Source organism: Cupriavidus sp. 05T313 (assembly GCF_056396665.1).
Window position 1 is genome coordinate 1 of the sequence record NZ_JBFTLX010000155.1, and the last position, 16,124, is coordinate 16,124.

General features: G+C 64.1%; 14 protein-coding genes and 1 pseudogene. 6 read left to right on the forward strand and 9 right to left on the reverse strand.

From position 1 onward, the window contains the following. A pseudogene (locus AC1DKD_RS27415) lies at positions 1-212 on the forward strand (porin); the annotation flags it as partial. Positions 213-529: 317 nt separating this feature from the next. Here the strand turns inward: AC1DKD_RS27415 and AC1DKD_RS27420 are convergent. From AC1DKD_RS27420 to AC1DKD_RS27460, 9 genes are all read right to left on the reverse strand, one after another. Further along, a complete protein-coding gene (locus tag AC1DKD_RS27420; RefSeq protein WP_441626581.1) occupies positions 530-1,144 on the reverse strand; it encodes a glutathione S-transferase family protein in 615 nt (204 codons plus the stop codon). Between the two features lie 301 nt (positions 1,145-1,445). Continuing rightward, positions 1,446-2,771: an MFS transporter gene (locus tag AC1DKD_RS27425; protein WP_441626583.1), complete on the reverse strand. Its 1,326-nt coding sequence runs from the start codon at positions 2,769-2,771 to the stop codon at positions 1,446-1,448. 79 nt (positions 2,772-2,850) lie between these two features. After that, the gene (locus AC1DKD_RS27430; RefSeq protein WP_441626585.1) at positions 2,851-3,825 is read right to left on the reverse strand and encodes a Bug family tripartite tricarboxylate transporter substrate binding protein; all 975 of its coding nucleotides are present in this window, start codon (positions 3,823-3,825) and stop codon (positions 2,851-2,853) included. 76 nt (positions 3,826-3,901) lie between these two features. Then, complete coding sequence (locus tag AC1DKD_RS27435; protein ID WP_045243085.1) at positions 3,902-4,879, reverse strand: tripartite tricarboxylate transporter substrate binding protein; 978 nt, start codon at positions 4,877-4,879, stop codon at positions 3,902-3,904. A 74-nt stretch (positions 4,880-4,953) separates the two neighbouring features. Next, positions 4,954-8,532 carry an indolepyruvate ferredoxin oxidoreductase family protein gene (locus tag AC1DKD_RS27440; protein WP_441626587.1) on the reverse strand — a complete coding sequence of 1,193 codons (3,579 nt, stop codon included), beginning with the start codon at positions 8,530-8,532 and terminating at the stop codon, positions 4,954-4,956. 88 nt (positions 8,533-8,620) lie between these two features. Next, positions 8,621-9,667, reverse strand: coding sequence for an Ldh family oxidoreductase (locus AC1DKD_RS27445; RefSeq protein ID WP_441626589.1), 1,047 nt, complete (start codon positions 9,665-9,667; stop codon positions 8,621-8,623). Then, a complete protein-coding gene (locus AC1DKD_RS27450) occupies positions 9,664-10,368 on the reverse strand; it encodes a GntR family transcriptional regulator (protein WP_441626591.1) in 705 nt (234 codons plus the stop codon). The genes AC1DKD_RS27445 and AC1DKD_RS27450 overlap by 4 nt, the downstream gene beginning before the upstream one ends. Positions 10,369-10,374: 6 nt before the next feature. Next, positions 10,375-11,529, reverse strand: a complete 1,155-nt coding sequence (locus AC1DKD_RS27455) for a UxaA family hydrolase (RefSeq protein WP_477143931.1) — start codon at positions 11,527-11,529, stop codon at positions 10,375-10,377. Between the two features lie 4 nt (positions 11,530-11,533). After that, the gene (locus AC1DKD_RS27460) at positions 11,534-11,824 is read right to left on the reverse strand and encodes a UxaA family hydrolase (protein WP_441626595.1); all 291 of its coding nucleotides are present in this window, start codon (positions 11,822-11,824) and stop codon (positions 11,534-11,536) included. Positions 11,825-12,013: 189 nt separating this feature from the next. Between AC1DKD_RS27460 and AC1DKD_RS27465 the strand changes: the two genes are divergently transcribed. The 5 genes from AC1DKD_RS27465 to AC1DKD_RS27485 all read left to right on the forward strand — a co-directional run bounded on the left by AC1DKD_RS27465 (position 12,014) and on the right by AC1DKD_RS27485 (position 16,070). Then, positions 12,014-12,475 (forward strand): hypothetical protein, encoded by a 462-nt coding sequence (locus AC1DKD_RS27465; protein WP_035867129.1) that lies wholly within the window; start codon positions 12,014-12,016, stop codon positions 12,473-12,475. Beyond that, positions 12,465-12,830 carry a hypothetical protein gene (locus AC1DKD_RS27470; RefSeq protein WP_441626597.1) on the forward strand — a complete coding sequence of 122 codons (366 nt, stop codon included), beginning with the start codon at positions 12,465-12,467 and terminating at the stop codon, positions 12,828-12,830. Before AC1DKD_RS27465 ends, AC1DKD_RS27470 begins: the two co-directional genes overlap by 11 nt. A gap of 37 nt (positions 12,831-12,867) precedes the next feature. Beyond that, positions 12,868-13,839, forward strand: a complete 972-nt coding sequence (locus AC1DKD_RS27475; protein WP_441626599.1) for a zinc-binding dehydrogenase — start codon at positions 12,868-12,870, stop codon at positions 13,837-13,839. Between the two features lie 52 nt (positions 13,840-13,891). Further along, the gene (locus tag AC1DKD_RS27480; RefSeq protein WP_441626601.1) at positions 13,892-14,686 is read left to right on the forward strand and encodes a TauD/TfdA dioxygenase family protein; all 795 of its coding nucleotides are present in this window, start codon (positions 13,892-13,894) and stop codon (positions 14,684-14,686) included. 265 nt (positions 14,687-14,951) lie between these two features. Next, a complete protein-coding gene (locus AC1DKD_RS27485) occupies positions 14,952-16,070 on the forward strand; it encodes a Re/Si-specific NAD(P)(+) transhydrogenase subunit alpha (RefSeq protein WP_441626603.1) in 1,119 nt (372 codons plus the stop codon). The last annotated feature ends 54 nt before the right edge of the window (positions 16,071-16,124 follow it).

Sequence of the window (16,124 nt, forward strand, 5' to 3'; positions counted from 1 at the left end):
ACCCATGGCAAGTTGCCTTTATCGCGGACTACACGCTTTCCAAGCGGACTGATGTCTACCTGACCACGGCATATTCAAAGAATGCGGGTCTGGGACTGGATTCCCCGATGATTGGCTTTGCTAACAGCCTTTCCCTTGGCAATAGCTACGCGCTTGCCAGCGGCCAAAGCAACATGCTCGGTGTCGCCGTAGGTATTCGCCACAAGTTCTGACGATAGTTCAACGGTATGTGACAAGGCCATATTTGCGCAGTGGCGCGGGCAGTCCCGCAGGGAAGCTCGCGTGCATCCAGCCCCACCCATGCTCTTTGTGCCGCTTCGGCGGCATTTTTTTTGGGTTCGGAGGTTCCTCGAAGTGCGCGATGGGGACCAGGGAAGAACCGGGCGAATAGCGATAGCCAGTGACAGCTCAGATCAAATCAGACGCCAAAGGCACGCATATCGCGATACCAACGGGAGCCACACCAGGATCATCGAGAGGACGGTTAGGCAGCGCAAGGGATGCGCTCCGATCAAAGACGGATGTCGCGTTACGCGAACACTTTCAGGCCCCTCAGCACGGCAGGCCTACGCGCAACCTCCCGATACCAGCGAGCAAGTTCTGGATGCTCGCTCCATTCGATGGCGTCGTGAAATGCGCGTGCAATGGTGAATGCCGCGATGTCGGCAACCGAAAACGACTCGCCTGCCATAAAAGCGGAAAATGCCAGGAACCGGCCGCCGTCAAGTAGTGCGGATACGGCGAGTTCGTTGATGGATTTCGCCTGGTCGGACGCTCCGATCTGTTGGAGCTTGAATGCCCCATGGCTCACCGCAATGACGTCGGTCAAAAAATAGAAGAACCGCTCGTACACCTTGGCCCGCGCGACTGGATCGGCCGGCAGCAGAGTGGTCGGAGAGGACTCTGCCGCGAACAAGATGATGGCGTTGGACTGCGCGAGGACAAACCCGGCGCCAGAGGCACGTTGGACAAGAACCGGAACCTTGCCGAAGGGGTTCAACGACCGTAGCTCCTGCCCCTGGTGCTCTCCAGTTGCCAAGTTGACGGGTCTTGCGGAATAGGCAATACCAGCCTCTTCCAGCGCGATGGCGGCACGGATGCAATTCCCGGTTTGGGCCCCGTACAACTCCAGTGCATTCTGCATATAGGCCCCTCTCTCCCTGCGATCATCACTAGATTGCCGCTCTGGAGTGTATATGAGATCCGGAACAAGGGCAGGGTCATCCATATGCCACCTCATGCCTGGCTGCGAATGCCATCAGGTTTCGATACGGTTCCGCGGCTTTCCCGTCGGCATCCCCGGCAAGTGGAACCGGCATTCCCATTCGTTTCCATTTTCGATGCCTGGCACGAGACGACAGGACCTTCATTCGCCCCCTCGATATCGATGAAATGTTCGTGGCGATCACGGTCCCGGCGCGCGCCATCGACTCAATCTGGCGTCTTCATGACAAACGCCGCCCCAGCGTTTCGGGCACCATCGCGAGTCCGATCAGCGAGACAACCCCGCAGCCAATGACATAGAGAGCCGGCGCGTTGGGGTTGCCCGTGACCTGCATCAGCATGGTCGAGAACAACTGCGCGAAGCCGCCGAACAGCGCGATCGCCACGTAATAGGTCACCGACATGCCGGTTGCGCGCAGCCGCTGCGGCAGCACCTCGCTGACCAGCACCATCGTGGCAGGAGACGTCATCGCCATCGGTACGGCCAGCAGCCCTACCACGATCAGCAGGCAGGTCAGGGATGGAATGCGGTTAAGGAGCGAGAAGGCCGGATAGATCATGACGAGCAGCGCCACCCGGGACCACCACACGACTTTCCGGCGCCCGACGCGATCGCAGAGCCAGCCGGACAGCGGTGCGAACACCGCCAGCACCAGGGAGGCGACGAAGCCTGCCCAGATGGCATCGCCGCGCGAGATGTGCAGCTGGAAGGTCGCGTAGTTGGCCAGGTAGAAGGCGATGACGTGGATCGAGGCCGCGAGGCCGATCATCAGCAGGACGCTCGCCACCAATTCGCGCCAATGCGCCCTCATCAGCTGGCGGCCGGCGCCCTTCTTCGACGCCTTCTTCGGCTCCGGCACCAGCGTCTCCTCCAGGCGGCGCCGGATGACCTGACCGATCGGAATCACCAGAATGCCAATCAGGAAGGCGACGCGCCACCCCCACGACTCAAGCGCGGAAGGCGGCAGCGCATTACTCAGCACCAGTGCGACCAAGGCAGCGAACACAGCGGCAACGCCCTGGCTGGATGCCTGCCAGCTAGTGTAGAAGCCGCGCGAGCGCTCATCCGCATACTCGAGCAGCATCGCGCTGGCGGAGCCCATCTCGCCGCCAATGGCGAAGCCCTGGATCAGGCGGGCGAGGATCATCAGCACGGGGGCAAGGACGCCGAGTTGGGCATAGGGCGGCGTCAGCACCAGAATCAGCGCGCTGAAGGCCATCAGCCACATCGAGAGCACCACTGCCGGCTTGCGGCCGACGCGGTCGGCATACGCACCGATCACCAGTCCGCCCAGTGGCCGCATCAGGTAACCGGCCCCGAACGTGCCGAAGGACAGCAGCAGCTGGCCGAGCGGATTGCCGACGGGAAAATACAGGGGAACGATCAGCAGGGCGAAGAAGTTGTAGACACCCGAGTCATACAATTCCAGGGCGCCGCCAATGGTAATGGCCGAAACGGCCGAAACCTTGGATAGCGGCTTGGGTGCCGTCGCGTTAGGCGTGGCGCATCGGGATGTGGCTCCCATCGCGGTTGGATCAGAGGGCATTGGTGTCTCCTGCCTTGCGGCGGTGGATCAGCGAGTACATGGCTCGCCGTCGGTAGTCGTTGCTGAGCGGATGGCAATCTCAGAGTCGAAGATTCAGTTGCCTGACCAGGCTTGCCCAACTCACCTGCTCCGCCCCGATCAGCGCGGAGAACTGCTCGGCCGTGCCGCCGGCGGGTTCAAAACCCTTGTTGGCGAGGCGCGCATGCACATCCGGCATATTCAGGGCTTTCACAATCTCGCCATTGAGCCGCGCCACGATGTTCTTCGGTGTCCCGGCTGGCGCGACCACGCCATACCATTCGGTTGAATCGACGCCCGGGAATCCCGCTTCCGCCATGGTCGGCACGTCCGGCAGCAGCGCCAGACGCCGTTTGCCGACCACCGCGAGTGCCTTGAGTTGCCCGGACTTGAGCAGTGGCTGGACCACCGGGAGGCCAGGGAACATCATCTGGATATGGCCGCCGATCATGTCCGTCAGCGCCGGCGGCGCACCCTTGTAAGGCACGTGCACGATATCGATGCCAGCCTGCTGCCTGAATGCTTCGCCGAGCAGGTGCAGCTGGGTTCCGGGCCCGGACGACGCGTAGCTGATCTGCCCCGGGCGGGCCTTGGCTTGCACGACCAGCTCCTTGACCGAGCTGGCCACGGCCGGGTTCACCACCAGCACATAGTTCAGCGTGACCAGCAAGCTCACCGGCGCGAAGCTCTTGACCGTGTCAAAAGGCAGGCCGCCATAGAGGCTYTGGTTGATGAGCATCGGGGTGGTCGCCACCAGCAGCGTATAGCCATCGGGCGCGGCCTTGGCGCCGGCCGCCGCGCCAATATTCCCGCCTGCCCCGGGCCGGTTGTCGACTATGACCTGCTGCCCGAGGCTGAGTGTCAGTTTCTCCGCAACAATCCGCGTGGCGACATCGACACTGCCTCCGGCCGGCCAGGGTACGATCATCCGGATCGGACGGCTGGGAAAGCCGTCCTGCGCCCAGGCCGGGGACAGGCTTGCCGCAAGCGTGATGACGCACAGAGCGCGCTGCGCGAGACGCCGTACGAATCTCATATGGATTCCCTGTATGTTGTTTCCATGAGGTAGCAACCCCGAAGGCAATGGCTCTGCGCTTCCGCACAGGTATCCGCTAATCCAGGCGCACCCCGGATTGCTTGACCACGATGGCCCACTTCTTCTGCTCGGCAGCGATAAACGTGCTGAACTGCTCGGGGGTGTTGCTGGCCGGTTCATAGCCTCTGCCGATCAACTGATCGCGGACACTTGGCATGTTCAGGGCTTTCCCGATCTCCGTGCTGAGACGAACCACGATCTCCTTCGGCGTCCCGGCAGGCGCCACCAGGCCATACCATTCGCTCGCCTCGATACCGGGAAACCCCGCTTCCGCCATGGTCGGCACATCCGGCAGCAAGGCCAGGCGCTGCTTGCTGGCGACCGCGATGGCTCTGAGCTGGCCGGATTTCATGAACGGCAACACCGCGGGAAGGCCGTGAAACATCATCTGGATATGGCCGCCTACCATGTCGGTCAGCGCCTGCGGCCCCCCCTTGTAAGGGGCGTGGATGACGTTGATGTGGGCGGCTTCCTTGAATGACTCTCCGATCAGGTGCTGTTGCGTCCCCGGCCCTGGCGATGCATAGCTCATCCGCCCCGGCTCCGACCTGGCGCGGGCCACCAGTTCCGTCACCGATTTCGCCACCGCCGGATTCACCACCAGCACATAGGGTGAACTGGCCAGCAGGCTGAGCGGTGCAAAATCCTTGCTCGTGTCGAAGGGCAGGTTGCTGTAGAGGCTCGGGTTGATCGTCATCGGCGCGCTTGCCACCAGCAGCGTATAGCCATCCGGCGCCGCCTTTGCGCCCATGCCCGCGCCGATATTGCCGGTGGCGCCGGGCCGGTTGTCCACCAGGACCTGCTGGCCAAGGCTGATGGAGAGCTTTTCCGCAACCGTACGGGTGACGGAGTCGACGCCGCCGCCAGCGGGCCACGGTACGATGATGCGAATCGGCTTGTTTGGGTACCCACCCTGCGCCCACGCGCCGGGGACGGTAGCAGCCAGTGCTATGGCGGACAGAAGCAGGCCTGCACGGCGCAGTACGAAGTTCATCACGGTCTCCAGTCTTTATAGTGTTTTGATGATGCTCTACACACAAATCTGCCTATGGGCACGCTGCCTTTAGCTCAGGCATTGGCCTTGCGCTTCGGCCCGGCTTCGCTCGGGGCGCCCTGCGCGTCATGCCACTGCGCCATCAGGCGCTCCCATCTGGCCCGCACAGCCACGAGATTGCGTGCCTTGACATGGCCATAGCCGCGGATGTCTTCCGGAAGGCGTGCGATTTCCAGTGCCAGATCGAGATTCTGTTGCGACAGCGTCGGCAGAAGCGCTTCGATGCTCTTGCGGTACTCGCCAATCAGTGCTCGCTCCACCTTGCGTTCCCCGGTGTAGCCGAAGGCGTCGAACGGGGTACCCCGCAGGCCTTTCATCTGGGCCATCACGCGGAACGCAGTGCGCATCCACGAACCAAATGGCCGCTTGACGAGTTCGCCCTTCTCGTTCTTCCTGGCCATCATCGGCGGTGCGAGATGGTGGACCAGCTTGAAGTCGCCTTCGAACATCGCGGCAACCTTCCCGATGAAGGCCGGGTCGGTATGCAGCCGCGCCACCTCGTACTCATCCTTGTAGGCCATCAGCTTGAACAGGTAGCGTGCGACCGCTTCGGTGACCTTGCTGCTGCCGAGGCGCGACTCCACCGCCTGCACCCTGGCGACAAAATCTTCATACTGCGCGGCATAGGCGCGGTTCTGGTAGCTGACGAGGAACTCGGCGCGCTTGTCGATGAAATCGCCGAGCGATGGCTTCCTGACGAACTGAACCACCTGGGCATCGGCGGATCGCACCGGCACCTTGGCCAGATCGTGCGCGCAGTGCCGGCCCCACTCAAAGGCCGCCTTGTTGTTGTCGACCTGCACGGCGTTGAGTTCGATCGCGCGCATCAGCGCTTCACGCGACAGCGGCACCCTGCCCTTCTGCCAGGCGTAGCCGAGCAGCATCAGGTTGGAGTAGATCGACTGGCCGAGCAATTGCGTCGCCACTTGCTCGGCATCGAAGATGCCGAAATGGCCTGCCTCGACGCCTTGCGCGATCGCCGCAATGGCCTGGTCGCTGTGAGACTGCCAGTCCGGATCGCGGACAAAGGCCGAAGTCGGCGTCACGTGGCTGTTGAGCACGACAAAGGTGCGGCCCTGCGACAGGGTCGCCAGCGTTGCCTTGCTGGCGCCGACCACCGTATCGGAGGCGATCACCAGGTCAGCCATGGCGACATCGACGCGCGTTGCGTGCAGGGCGTCGGGCCCGTCGGCAATCTGGATGTGGCTCCAGGTCGCGCCACCCATCTGCGCCATGCCGGTGGCATCCTGCGTGATCACGCTCTTGCCTTCCAGGTGGGCCGCCATGCCGAGTACCTGGCCGATGGTGACGATCCCCGTCCCGCCGACGCCCGCCACCACGATGCGCTGGGCCTTGGCGGCATCCGGCAGCTTCGGCTCGGGCAGTACCGGCATATCGGAGAGCTTCGCCTTGCGCGCCGCTTCCGGCTTCTTGAGCTTGCCGCCCTCCACCGTGACGAAACTCGGGCAGAAACCCTTGACGCAGGAAAAGTCCTTGTTGCAGGTGTTCTGGTTGATCTCCCGCTTGCGGCCGAACTCGGTTTCGAGCGGCTGTACCGCTACGCAGTTGCTCTCGACCGAACAATCCCCGCAGCCTTCGCAAACCAGCTCATTGATGATGACCCGCTTGTCCGGATCGACCATCGTGCCGCGCTTGCGTTCCCGCCGCTTCTTGGTGGCGCACGCCTGGTCGTAGATGATCACGGTGGCACCCTCGACCACCCGCAACTCGCGCTGCACGGCATCGAGCTCATCGCGGTGGCGTATGGTGACGCCCGGCGCCAGGTCCTTGACGACGGCATATTTCTGCGGCTCGTCGGTCACCACGACAATGCGCTTCGCTCCCTCCGACGCCAGTTCGCGCGTCATGCCCGGCACGTCCAGTTGCCCGTCGACCGGTTGCCCGCCCGTCATGGCAACGGCGCTGTTGTAGAGGATCTTGTAGGTGATATTGACGCCGGCATTGATCGATTGCCGCACCGCCAGCGATCCGGAGTGGTTGTACGTGCCGTCGCCAAGATTGGCGAACATGTGCGCGCGCTTGCTGAACGGCGCCTGCCCCATCCAGGGCACGCCCTCGCCGCCCATCTGCGTCCACGACGTGGTCGAACGGTCCATCCAGACCACCATGCCGTGGCATCCGATCCCGGCCATGGCGATCGATCCTTCCGGCACGCGCGTGCTGGTGTTATGCGGGCAACCGGGGCAGAACCACGGGAGACGGTCGGTGCCGCGGCTGTCGCCCTGGGGGAACTGGCGATCCTTGGCCTCGATTTGCGCCAGGCGCACGTCCATCCGCGCGGCGATATCCGGGGGCACGCCCAGCTTCTTCAACCGGCCCGCGATGGCCTTGGCGATCAGCGCGGGGGTCAGGTCGGCCTTGGCGCGCAGCAGCCAGTTTTCCGCCGGCTTGCGGTGACTCCATTCACCGCCGGCGCCTTCACCGTCGGCCGGTTCGTACTTGCCGATCACGGCAGGCCGCGCGTCGGCGCGATAGTGGTACAGCTCATCCTTCAACTGCTGCTCGATGATCGGGCGCTTCTCCTCGACCACGAGGATTTCGCGCAGGCCGTGCGCGAACTCGCGCACGCCCGCCGGCTCGAGCGGCCACACCACGCCCACCTTATGGAGCCGCACGCCGATGGCGCGGCACAAGGCATCGTCCAGGCCAAGGTCGGCCAGCGCCTGCCGGGTATCGCTGTAGGCCTTGCCGCTGGCAATGATGCCGAGACGGTCGTTCGGCCCTTCAATCACATTGCGGTTAAGCCGGTTGGCGCGGATATAGGCAAGCGCCGCCGGCCACTTGATCTCCATCATCCGCGCTTCCGCCGCCAGCGGATCGTCGGGCCAGCGGATATGCAAGCCGCCCTCCGGCCTGGCAAAGTCCTCGGGCAGCAGGATGCGCACCCGGTCGGCATCGGTCACCACCGATGCGCCCGCCTCCACCACCTCCTGCACGGTCTTCATGCCGGCCCACAAGCCACTGAAGCGGCTCATGGCGAAGGCATGCACGCCCAGGTCCAGAATGTCCTGCACGCTGGCGGGAAAGAACACCGGCAGCCCGCAAGCGATGAACGTATGGTCGCTCTGGTGCGCGAGCGTGCTGCTCTTGGACACATGGTCGTCCCCGGCCAGTGCGATCACACCACCCAGCGGCGCCGTGCCCGCCAGATTGGCGTGCTTGAGCGCGTCGCCGCTGCGGTCCACCCCCGGGCCCTTGCCGTACCAGATGCCAAAGACGCCGTCGTACTTCTTGCTCTCGGCATCGAACTCGAGTTGCTGCGAGCCCCACACCGCGGTTACGCCGAGTTCCTCGTTGACGCCGGGCTTGAAGACGACATGATTGTCCGCGAGGTGCTTCTTGGCCTGCCACAACGCCTGGTCATATCCGCCAAGCGGAGAGCCCCGGTAGCCGGAAATGAATGCGGCGGTATTGTGGCCGGCCAGGGTATCGCGCTTGCGCTGCAGCAGCGGCAGGCGCACCAGTGCCTGGACGCCGCTCATGAAAGCGCGCCCCGTGTCCAGTGCGTACTTGTCGTCGAGCGTGACGATTTCCATGGCCTTGCGTGAGGCGTCTGAGAGAGGAGCATTCATAGGACTGGTACTCGCCAATTATGTTGTGGGGAGGGCGGCCAGCGCCCGCCGGGCTCGCAAGGACCCGGTAAGTCTGGCGCTTCTGTGCTTATGCTGATGCTGATGTCGGAAACCGCACGCCGAGCCGTTCGCCAAGCGCGCCTAACTCCTGCGCGATCGCGGCGGGCAGCGCAATACCATGCTCGCGTGCCTCGCGCTCCAGGGCATCGCCACGATTGCCAGGCAGCCGCGCGTCGTCGCCGCCCGCGCAAAGGTAGGTGTCGGTCCACTGCTTCATATAGTCGCCAAAGGGCGCCTGCCCGGCGAAGGATTCCGGCTTTACCATCCACAGGAATCCGTCCTGCATGGCGGCGGCACGGCCATGCGGACTATTGCCCGGCGCCGGTGCGTGAGGCGCCGCGGTGGCCGCCAGGGCACCGGCGAGGCACTCCACCATCATGGCAATGCCGATGCCCTTGTGCCCGCCCATGGGCAGCAGTGACCCGCCCAGCGCGCGCTTTGCATCGGTGGTGGGCCGGCCGTCCGCATCCAGCGCCCACCCTTCCGGGATCGGCTTTCCCTCACGCGCCGCGAGCAGGATATGGCCGCGCGCGGCCACGCTGCACGCCACATCGAATACGATCGGCGCTTGCCCCGGCAGCGGGCAACCGAACGCAATCGGGTTGTGCCCGATCGCCGCGCGCGGGAATCCCTCCATCGCGAGCGCCGGCGGCGTGCGTTGCCCGATCATGGAGAAGGCTCCGGCCTCCGCCGCCAGCAGGGCGTGGATGCCGAGCGCCCCCAGATGGCCGCACGATTGCAGCACGATCAGTACGGAAGCGCTGGTCTCCAGGGCTTCCAGTCCCAGGCGCACCGCATAAGGACCGGCGATCTGCCCCATGGCGCCATCGGCCTGCAGCACGATGCCGCCGGGGAAGGATCGGTATGCCATCACCGGCCCGGGATTGAACTCGTTCGCCCGCAGCCGCTCCACATAAGACGCCAGGCGGGTCATGCCGTGCGTCTTGTAGCCCCGCAACTCGCTGCGTACCAGGATCGCGGCGGCTTCGGCCGCTTGCTCCGGCGGCACGCCGCAGCCTTCGAATACCCGGGTCGTCCATTGCTCCAGCGCCTGAACGTTCCAATGCGTGCTCATGAGGCCTTCTCCCGCACCACCATGAGGCGCTCTGAAAACGGGCCGGCATAGACCGTCTGGTAATACAGGGGGCGGTCACGCAGCGTATAGCCACGCAGTTCCATGACGAAGCCCGGCTGCCCGGCTTCGAGGCCAAGCTCGCGGGCCGCTACCGACGGGATTTCGTCGAATCGCACCCACTGGTCCACGCGCAGCGTCGGTAGCGCCAGGCGCTGCCCGAGCAGTTCCCGCAGATTCTTTTCGAGTTCGTCGCGTTCAACGCCGCCCAGTTGCGCGAATTCCTCCTCGCGCAGCCAGAACTCGCTGTACAGGTCGAAGCGCCCGCCCACATTGATGATGCGTTCAATGCGAACGAAGGCTTCGCCATCGAGAAACTCCGACCACGGCCCTTTGCGCTTGAGCCGCTTGACCGAGCGCGCATGGACGTAGGAAGGCAGCTCGTTTCCCTCGGCATCGCGAAAGCGCAGGTAGCGCACATCGGCAGGCGCGACCCTGGCGCCCGAGACGAAGGTGCCGCGGCCCTGCTCGCGGGTGATCAGTCCGGAGTTCGAAAGGCGCGCCAGCGCCTTCTGGATGGTGCCCACGCTGACGCCGTGCGCCGTGGCAAGCTCGCCCTCGGAAGGCAACCTGTCGCCCTCGCGCAGCGCGCCGGATTCAATGGAACGGATAATGGCGTCGGAGACGCTGATCAGCTTTGTCATGTTGACTCAGAGGCTAAGTGCAAATCGACTGATTGCGGTTTCCCTGATGTCGAGTATCTCGCTGCTGAGACGGGTGCCGGACGCCACATCCATGGCGTAGGCATACAGCCGATCGCCCACATCCGAGATCTTCTGTCCCTTCTCGAGGATCCCGCTTGCGTCGAAATCAATGTTATCGGCCATGGTTTCCAGCGTATTGACGTTGCCGCAAACCTTGACCGTCGGCGCGACCATGCTGCCGATCGGATTGCCGACCCCCGTACCAAAGAAGGTGAGCTGGCAACCGCCGGCGGCAAGTGCACTGAGATTTTCCACTGCCGCCGCCGGAGCGTCCATGAAATGCAGGCCTTTTTTTACCGGGGCCTCGCCGTAGCGCAGCACGCCGACCAGTGGGCTCGACCCGGCCTTGGCCATCGCGCCCAGCGCCTTCTCCTCAACCGTGGTCAGCCCGCCGCGCTTGTTGTCGGGCGAGGGCTGGGATTCGCGCATGTCGACGCCGCGCTCGATCGCGAGGTTCTCCATGCCGCRGACCGCCTTGACGAAGGCATCCCTCACCGAATCGTCGACGGCGCGTTCCGCGAAGAGGTGCTCCGCGCCGATGAACTCGGACGTCTCGGAAATAATGATGGTGCCGCCTGCTTCGATCACACGGTCGGCCAGACGGCCGATCGTCGGATTGCAGCTCAGGCCGGAGGTGGTATCCGAACCGCCGCACTCGACGCCCAGTACCAGGGCCGAAACCGGGCAGGGTTCGCGCCTGGCACGCGAGGCCGCAAGCGAGAGCTTCAAGGCCTTGCGGGTGCCGGCGGCAATGCAGTCGATCGTGCCATTCGGTTGCAGATGCACCGTTTCCACGGGTTTCCCCGTAGTCCGGATACGGCGCGCCACCTCCTCCGTCGACGAATCTTCAAGTCCCACCAGCAGGACTGCGGCGACATTGGGATTGCGTCCCAGTCCTGCCAGCGACTCATAAGCGAAATCCAGGTCCGCGCCGAACTGCCCACGCACGAACAAGGTGGTGACGGGAATGCAGCCGCTGACGGTTTGCGCGATGGTGCGCGTGACCGGGTTGCAGTTGTCCATCACGGAAATCACCGCTACCCAGTTGCGTACGCCAACTGCGTCGTTCTCGCGGCGGTAGCCAAGGAATGTCATTGCCATTTTCTTACCTCTTTTCCAGATCGCCGCGGGCGCGGGTCGACTCGATGTTGTGCACGTGCATGTGTTCACCAGCCTTCAGGTTCCGGCTGGCCCGCCCGATGACCTGGCCGTACTTCAGGACATTGGCGCTCTGCGGGGTATCCGCGATACAGACCTTATGGCCGAACGGCACATCCTGGAGCAGGGTCATCTGGCCCGATACCTCTCCTTGCAAGGTGCAGGGCTCGCCGGCACGGCCGGCATCGAGCAGCGTGGCGACGTTGTCCGCCTGGTTGAGTACGATGGCACGTGGCATTTTCTGGATTCCTATATAGGTGTTTGATGTACTGTAGTTAACGGAAAGCCAGCATGTCAAGGCTTACTGGGGGAATCCACTAGTCCAAAAGTCAAAGTCCTATATAGAAGTTCTTGACAGCAAGGCGCGCTGTGCCTATCTTCACAACAAGGGCGGCACAGCAGTGCCCGCCAATTCAGGAGACAAGGCATGAAGGTGGCTTCCCACATGGAGAAGATTGCGAAACTCGAAGCATTGCGCGAACGCCTCGATCCCCTACAGGACTTCGAGCTGTGGTTCTGGACCGGGATGACGGCTGGCACGCACGCCGTCAATGCAGCACTCCATCATGCCGCCGTCACGCTGGACGACGACGTGTTCCCGACGCAGCCAGGCGCCTACCTGGTGCCACAGCCGGACGGCTCGCTGCGTGCGGCATTCGGCCCGCTCGGCGATGTGCTGCACGTGGGCAGGCCGAAGATCGATGCACCGGTCCCGGAGGATGTGGCGGCGATGATGCATGAGATGGAGATCGTCGAACGCCATCGGGATCCCTGCCTGCGCGAGGGGGTGGCGCCCACGGCGGCCATTGCCGGGGAATGCGATGCAGCCCTTGCCCGTTGCCTGCGGCTGCTGGCCTGCCGGATGCAAGGAGAAAAAGATGCACGTTGAAGCCCACATCGCCATCGCGCGCCGGATCGAGCGCTCGCTGCAGAAGTGCGGCCCAGCCGACTACGAGATCAAGATCGAGGCCGCCATGCTGGCGGGCACGCACTGGTTGAACGCCGCGCTGCATCGCCTGCGTGCGAACCAGCCGGATAGCGACGTCTTTCACACTTACCTGCTGACCATCAACGAGTTCCGACGGCTCAGCATCGCGGACGGCGAGTTGATGCAGATGCTGGCCGAAATCGAGGATATCCGGCCGCCCTTTGTCCGCGGCAACCTGGCGGGCGGCGAGCGCGCCGCCGAGCGCGCCCTTGAATTGCTGGCGCTGATCCGCGCGAAGGCCCGCGCCAGCGAGTGATCAATCTACTGCAGCACCATATGAAAAGGAGACCGCAGTGAAAGCAGTACGAGTCATACCGAGCCCTACGGGCGGCAAAGTGGAAATACAGGACATCCCGGCTCCGGTTGCTGGCGCCGGCCAGGTTCTGGTCAGGGTGCGTGCCGCCGGTCTGAACCGGGGCGAAATCAACCAGGCCCGCGAATTGCGCACGGGCAACACGATCACCGCGGGCGTCGAGTTTGCGGGCGAGGTGGAAGCGGTCGGCGAAGGCGTGCACGGGTGGCGCGAGGGGGATCGGGTCATGGGCCACGGCCGTGCGTGCCAGGCCGAGTATGTGATTGCCGATCCACTGGCGCTGATGGCCGTGCCCGATGGTCTTTCCTGGATCGATGCCGCGGCGTTCCCCAATGTCTTCATCACGGCCCACGACGCCGTGGTGACCAATGGCCAGTTGCGCGCCGGCCAGGCAGTACTGATCAATGGCGCGTCCGGCGGCGTGGCCATGGCCGCGATCCAGATCGCTTCGCTGATGGGCGCCAAGCCGGTGATCGCCACATCGCGGTCGGCCGCCAAGCTCGATCGCCTGAGCCAGTTCGGTGTCGATGTGGGCATCAATTCATCGAGCGAATCCCAGGTCGACGCCGTCATGGCGGCCACCGACAATCGCGGGGTGGATCTCATAATCGACACCGTGGGCGGCCCGGTCTTCGAAGACAACATGAAGAGCCTCGCGGTCAAGGGACGGCTGGTCAATATTGCCCGCTTGGGTTCGAACACGGCCCAGATCGACCTGAGCCTGCTCTGGCTCAAGCGCCTCACGCTGGTTGGCGTGACATTCCGTACCCGCTCCGAGCAGGAACGCCTGGAATGCATCCAGGCCTGTGCGCGCGACATGCTGCCCTTCCTGGCGGCTGGGCGGATCCGCCTGCCGATCGACCGTACCTTCCCGATGACTGCCATTGGCGAAGCGCACGCCTATATGCAGCAAGACCAGCACGTCGGCAAGATCGTTCTTGTCGTCGAGTAATCCAGTCTTCAAGAATTCCCATACAGATTCGAGAAACGAACAGGAGACATCMATGAGTATCCAGATCACACCGCTCACCGGCTCGGTTGGCGCGTCGGTGGAAGGCGTCAATCTGAACGAACCGGTGAGCGATGCGGCCTTCGAAGTGCTGCATCGGGGGTTCCTTGAATACGGCGTGCTGGTCTACCGCGGCCAAAACCTTCAGCCCGCGGCGCAGATTGCCTTCGCCCGGCGCTGGGGCAAGCCCGTGCAGGGTAACCCGCTGCTGAAAGGCCTCTCGGACTTCCCGGAGCTCGCCCAGGTCACCAAGATTCCCAAGGAGACGGCATCCACCGAGGCCTGGCACTCCGACTCCATCTATACCGAGGTGCCGCCCAAGATCTCCATTCTTTCCGCGGTGGTGGTCCCGCGCGGCGGAGACACGATGTGGTGCAATCAATATCTGGCCTACGAGCGTCTTTCGCCCGCAATGCAACGCATGCTCGAAGGCCTGCGCGTGCGTTTCACGGGACTGCGGCTCGCCAGGATGACGGGATCGGATGCGGTGCCCTCGGCGGTCCACCCGCTGGTTCGCACCCATCCGGAGACACGCCGCAAGGCGCTCTATGTGGGGCATCCCGATACGGCTCACTCCATCGAGGGCATGACGCCCGCCGAAAGCCGGCCTTTGCTCGACTTTCTCTACGAACACTCGACCAGCCCCGATAACGTCTACCGCCATATGTGGCAGGAAGGCGATGTCGTGATGTGGGACAACCGGTGCACCATGCACTACGCCGTACACGACTACGGCGAGGCCGAGCGCATCCTGAACCGGGTGACGCTCGAAGGCGAAGTCCCCTGTTGACCGTTTGACCTGTTGACCTGTTGACAAGCAGCGGGCCCGGCGGCGGTGCATTCGCCGCCGGTGCCCATGCTGTCGGCGGTTTCTTTCCAGCAAGTCCGGATCGAGACCCTGTCCCCAGATGCTAGCAACGGCTTCACGCGAGCCACGCGGGTTCTCCATGATCCGCCAGGGCTCTGCGTGGGGAAGCGCTTCTTGAACTGAAGGCGCCCGGCAGTCCGGTCACGAGGCCGCGCGACGGCAAGACAAGAGCATAGGAGAATACACAATGCAGATGGGTATCCCGACAGAAGTGCGGGCAGGCGAAGCACGCGTTGCCGCCACCCCGGAGACAGTCAAGAAATATGTAGCACAGGGCCACCAGGTTATCGTGCAAGCCGGTGCGGGATTGCGCGCCAGCCAGCCCGACGCTGCCTACGAGGCGGCCGGTGCCCGCATCGGCAGCGCCGCCGACGCCTTGGGCGCGCAGTTGGTGCTCAAGGTCCGCGCCCCGACCCCGGCCGAACTGGACCGGATGAACGAAGGCGCTGTGCTGGTCGGCATGCTCAACCCTTTCGATGCGGAAAACAAAGCCCGCATGTCTGCCGCCGGCATTATCGGCTTCGCGCTCGAGGCGGCGCCGCGCACCACCCGCGCGCAGAGCATGGACGTGCTCTCCTCCCAGGCCAATATCGCAGGCTACAAGGCCGTGCTGGTCGCCGCCCACCACTACCAGCGCTTCATGCCGATGCTGATGACCGCCGCCGGCACCGTCAAGGCGGCGCGCGTGCTGGTCCTCGGCGCCGGCGTGGCCGGCCTGCAGGCCATCGCCACCGCCAAGCGGCTGGGCGCGGTGATCGAAGCATCCGACGTGCGCCCCGCCGTCAAGGAACAGATCGAATCGCTGGGTGGCAAATTCCTCGATGTGCCCTTCGTCACCGACGAAGAGCGCGAGATCGCGCAGGGCGTGGGCGGCTATGCCCGCCCCATGCCACCCGACTGGATGCGGCGCCAGGCCGAACTGGTGCACGAGCGCGCCAAGGCCGCCGACATCGTCATCACTACCGCGCTGATCCCGGGCCGCCAGGCGCCGGTGCTGCTCAAGGAGGAGACCGTGAAGGCGATGAAGCCGGGCTCGGTGGTGGTCGACCTGGCCGCGGCGCAGGGCGGCAACTGCCCGCTGACGGTGGCCGACGAAGTGGTGGAGCGCCATGGCGTCACGCTGATCGGCCACACCAACCTGGCCGGCATGGTTGCGGCGGACGCCTCCGCGCTCTACGCGCGCAACGTGCTGGACTTCCTCAAGCTGATCACCGACAAGGATGGCAAGCTTGCCATCGATATGAAAGACGACATCGTAGCGGCTTGCCTGATGACCAAGAGCCGTGAACTGGAACTGACAAGCTGAGGAGAAGTCGATGGAAATGGTGAACCACACGGTGATCAACCTGATCATCTTCGT

Bases quoted from the DNA above. Each gene is read 5' to 3' on its own strand.
- AC1DKD_RS27420 (WP_441626581.1), bottom strand. From the start codon at position 1,144: ATGCAGAATGCACTGGAGTTGTACGGGGCCCAAACCGGGAATTGCATC.
- AC1DKD_RS27425 (WP_441626583.1), bottom strand. From the start codon at position 2,771: ATGCCCTCTGATCCAACCGCGATGGGAGCCACATCCCGATGCGCCACG.
- AC1DKD_RS27435 (WP_045243085.1), bottom strand. From the start codon at position 4,879: ATGAACTTCGTACTGCGCCGTGCAGGCCTGCTTCTGTCCGCCATAGCA.
- AC1DKD_RS27440 (WP_441626587.1), bottom strand. From the start codon at position 8,532: ATGAATGCTCCTCTCTCAGACGCCTCACGCAAGGCCATGGAAATCGTC.
- AC1DKD_RS27445 (WP_441626589.1), bottom strand. From the start codon at position 9,667: ATGAGCACGCATTGGAACGTTCAGGCGCTGGAGCAATGGACGACCCGG.
- AC1DKD_RS27450 (WP_441626591.1), bottom strand. From the start codon at position 10,368: ATGACAAAGCTGATCAGCGTCTCCGACGCCATTATCCGTTCCATTGAA.
- AC1DKD_RS27460 (WP_441626595.1), bottom strand. From the start codon at position 11,824: ATGCCACGTGCCATCGTACTCAACCAGGCGGACAACGTCGCCACGCTG.
- AC1DKD_RS27465 (WP_035867129.1), top strand. From the start codon at position 12,014: ATGAAGGTGGCTTCCCACATGGAGAAGATTGCGAAACTCGAAGCATTG.
- AC1DKD_RS27470 (WP_441626597.1), top strand. From the start codon at position 12,465: ATGCACGTTGAAGCCCACATCGCCATCGCGCGCCGGATCGAGCGCTCG.
- AC1DKD_RS27480 (WP_441626601.1), top strand. From the start codon at position 13,892: ATGAGTATCCAGATCACACCGCTCACCGGCTCGGTTGGCGCGTCGGTG.
- AC1DKD_RS27485 (WP_441626603.1), top strand. From the start codon at position 14,952: ATGCAGATGGGTATCCCGACAGAAGTGCGGGCAGGCGAAGCACGCGTT.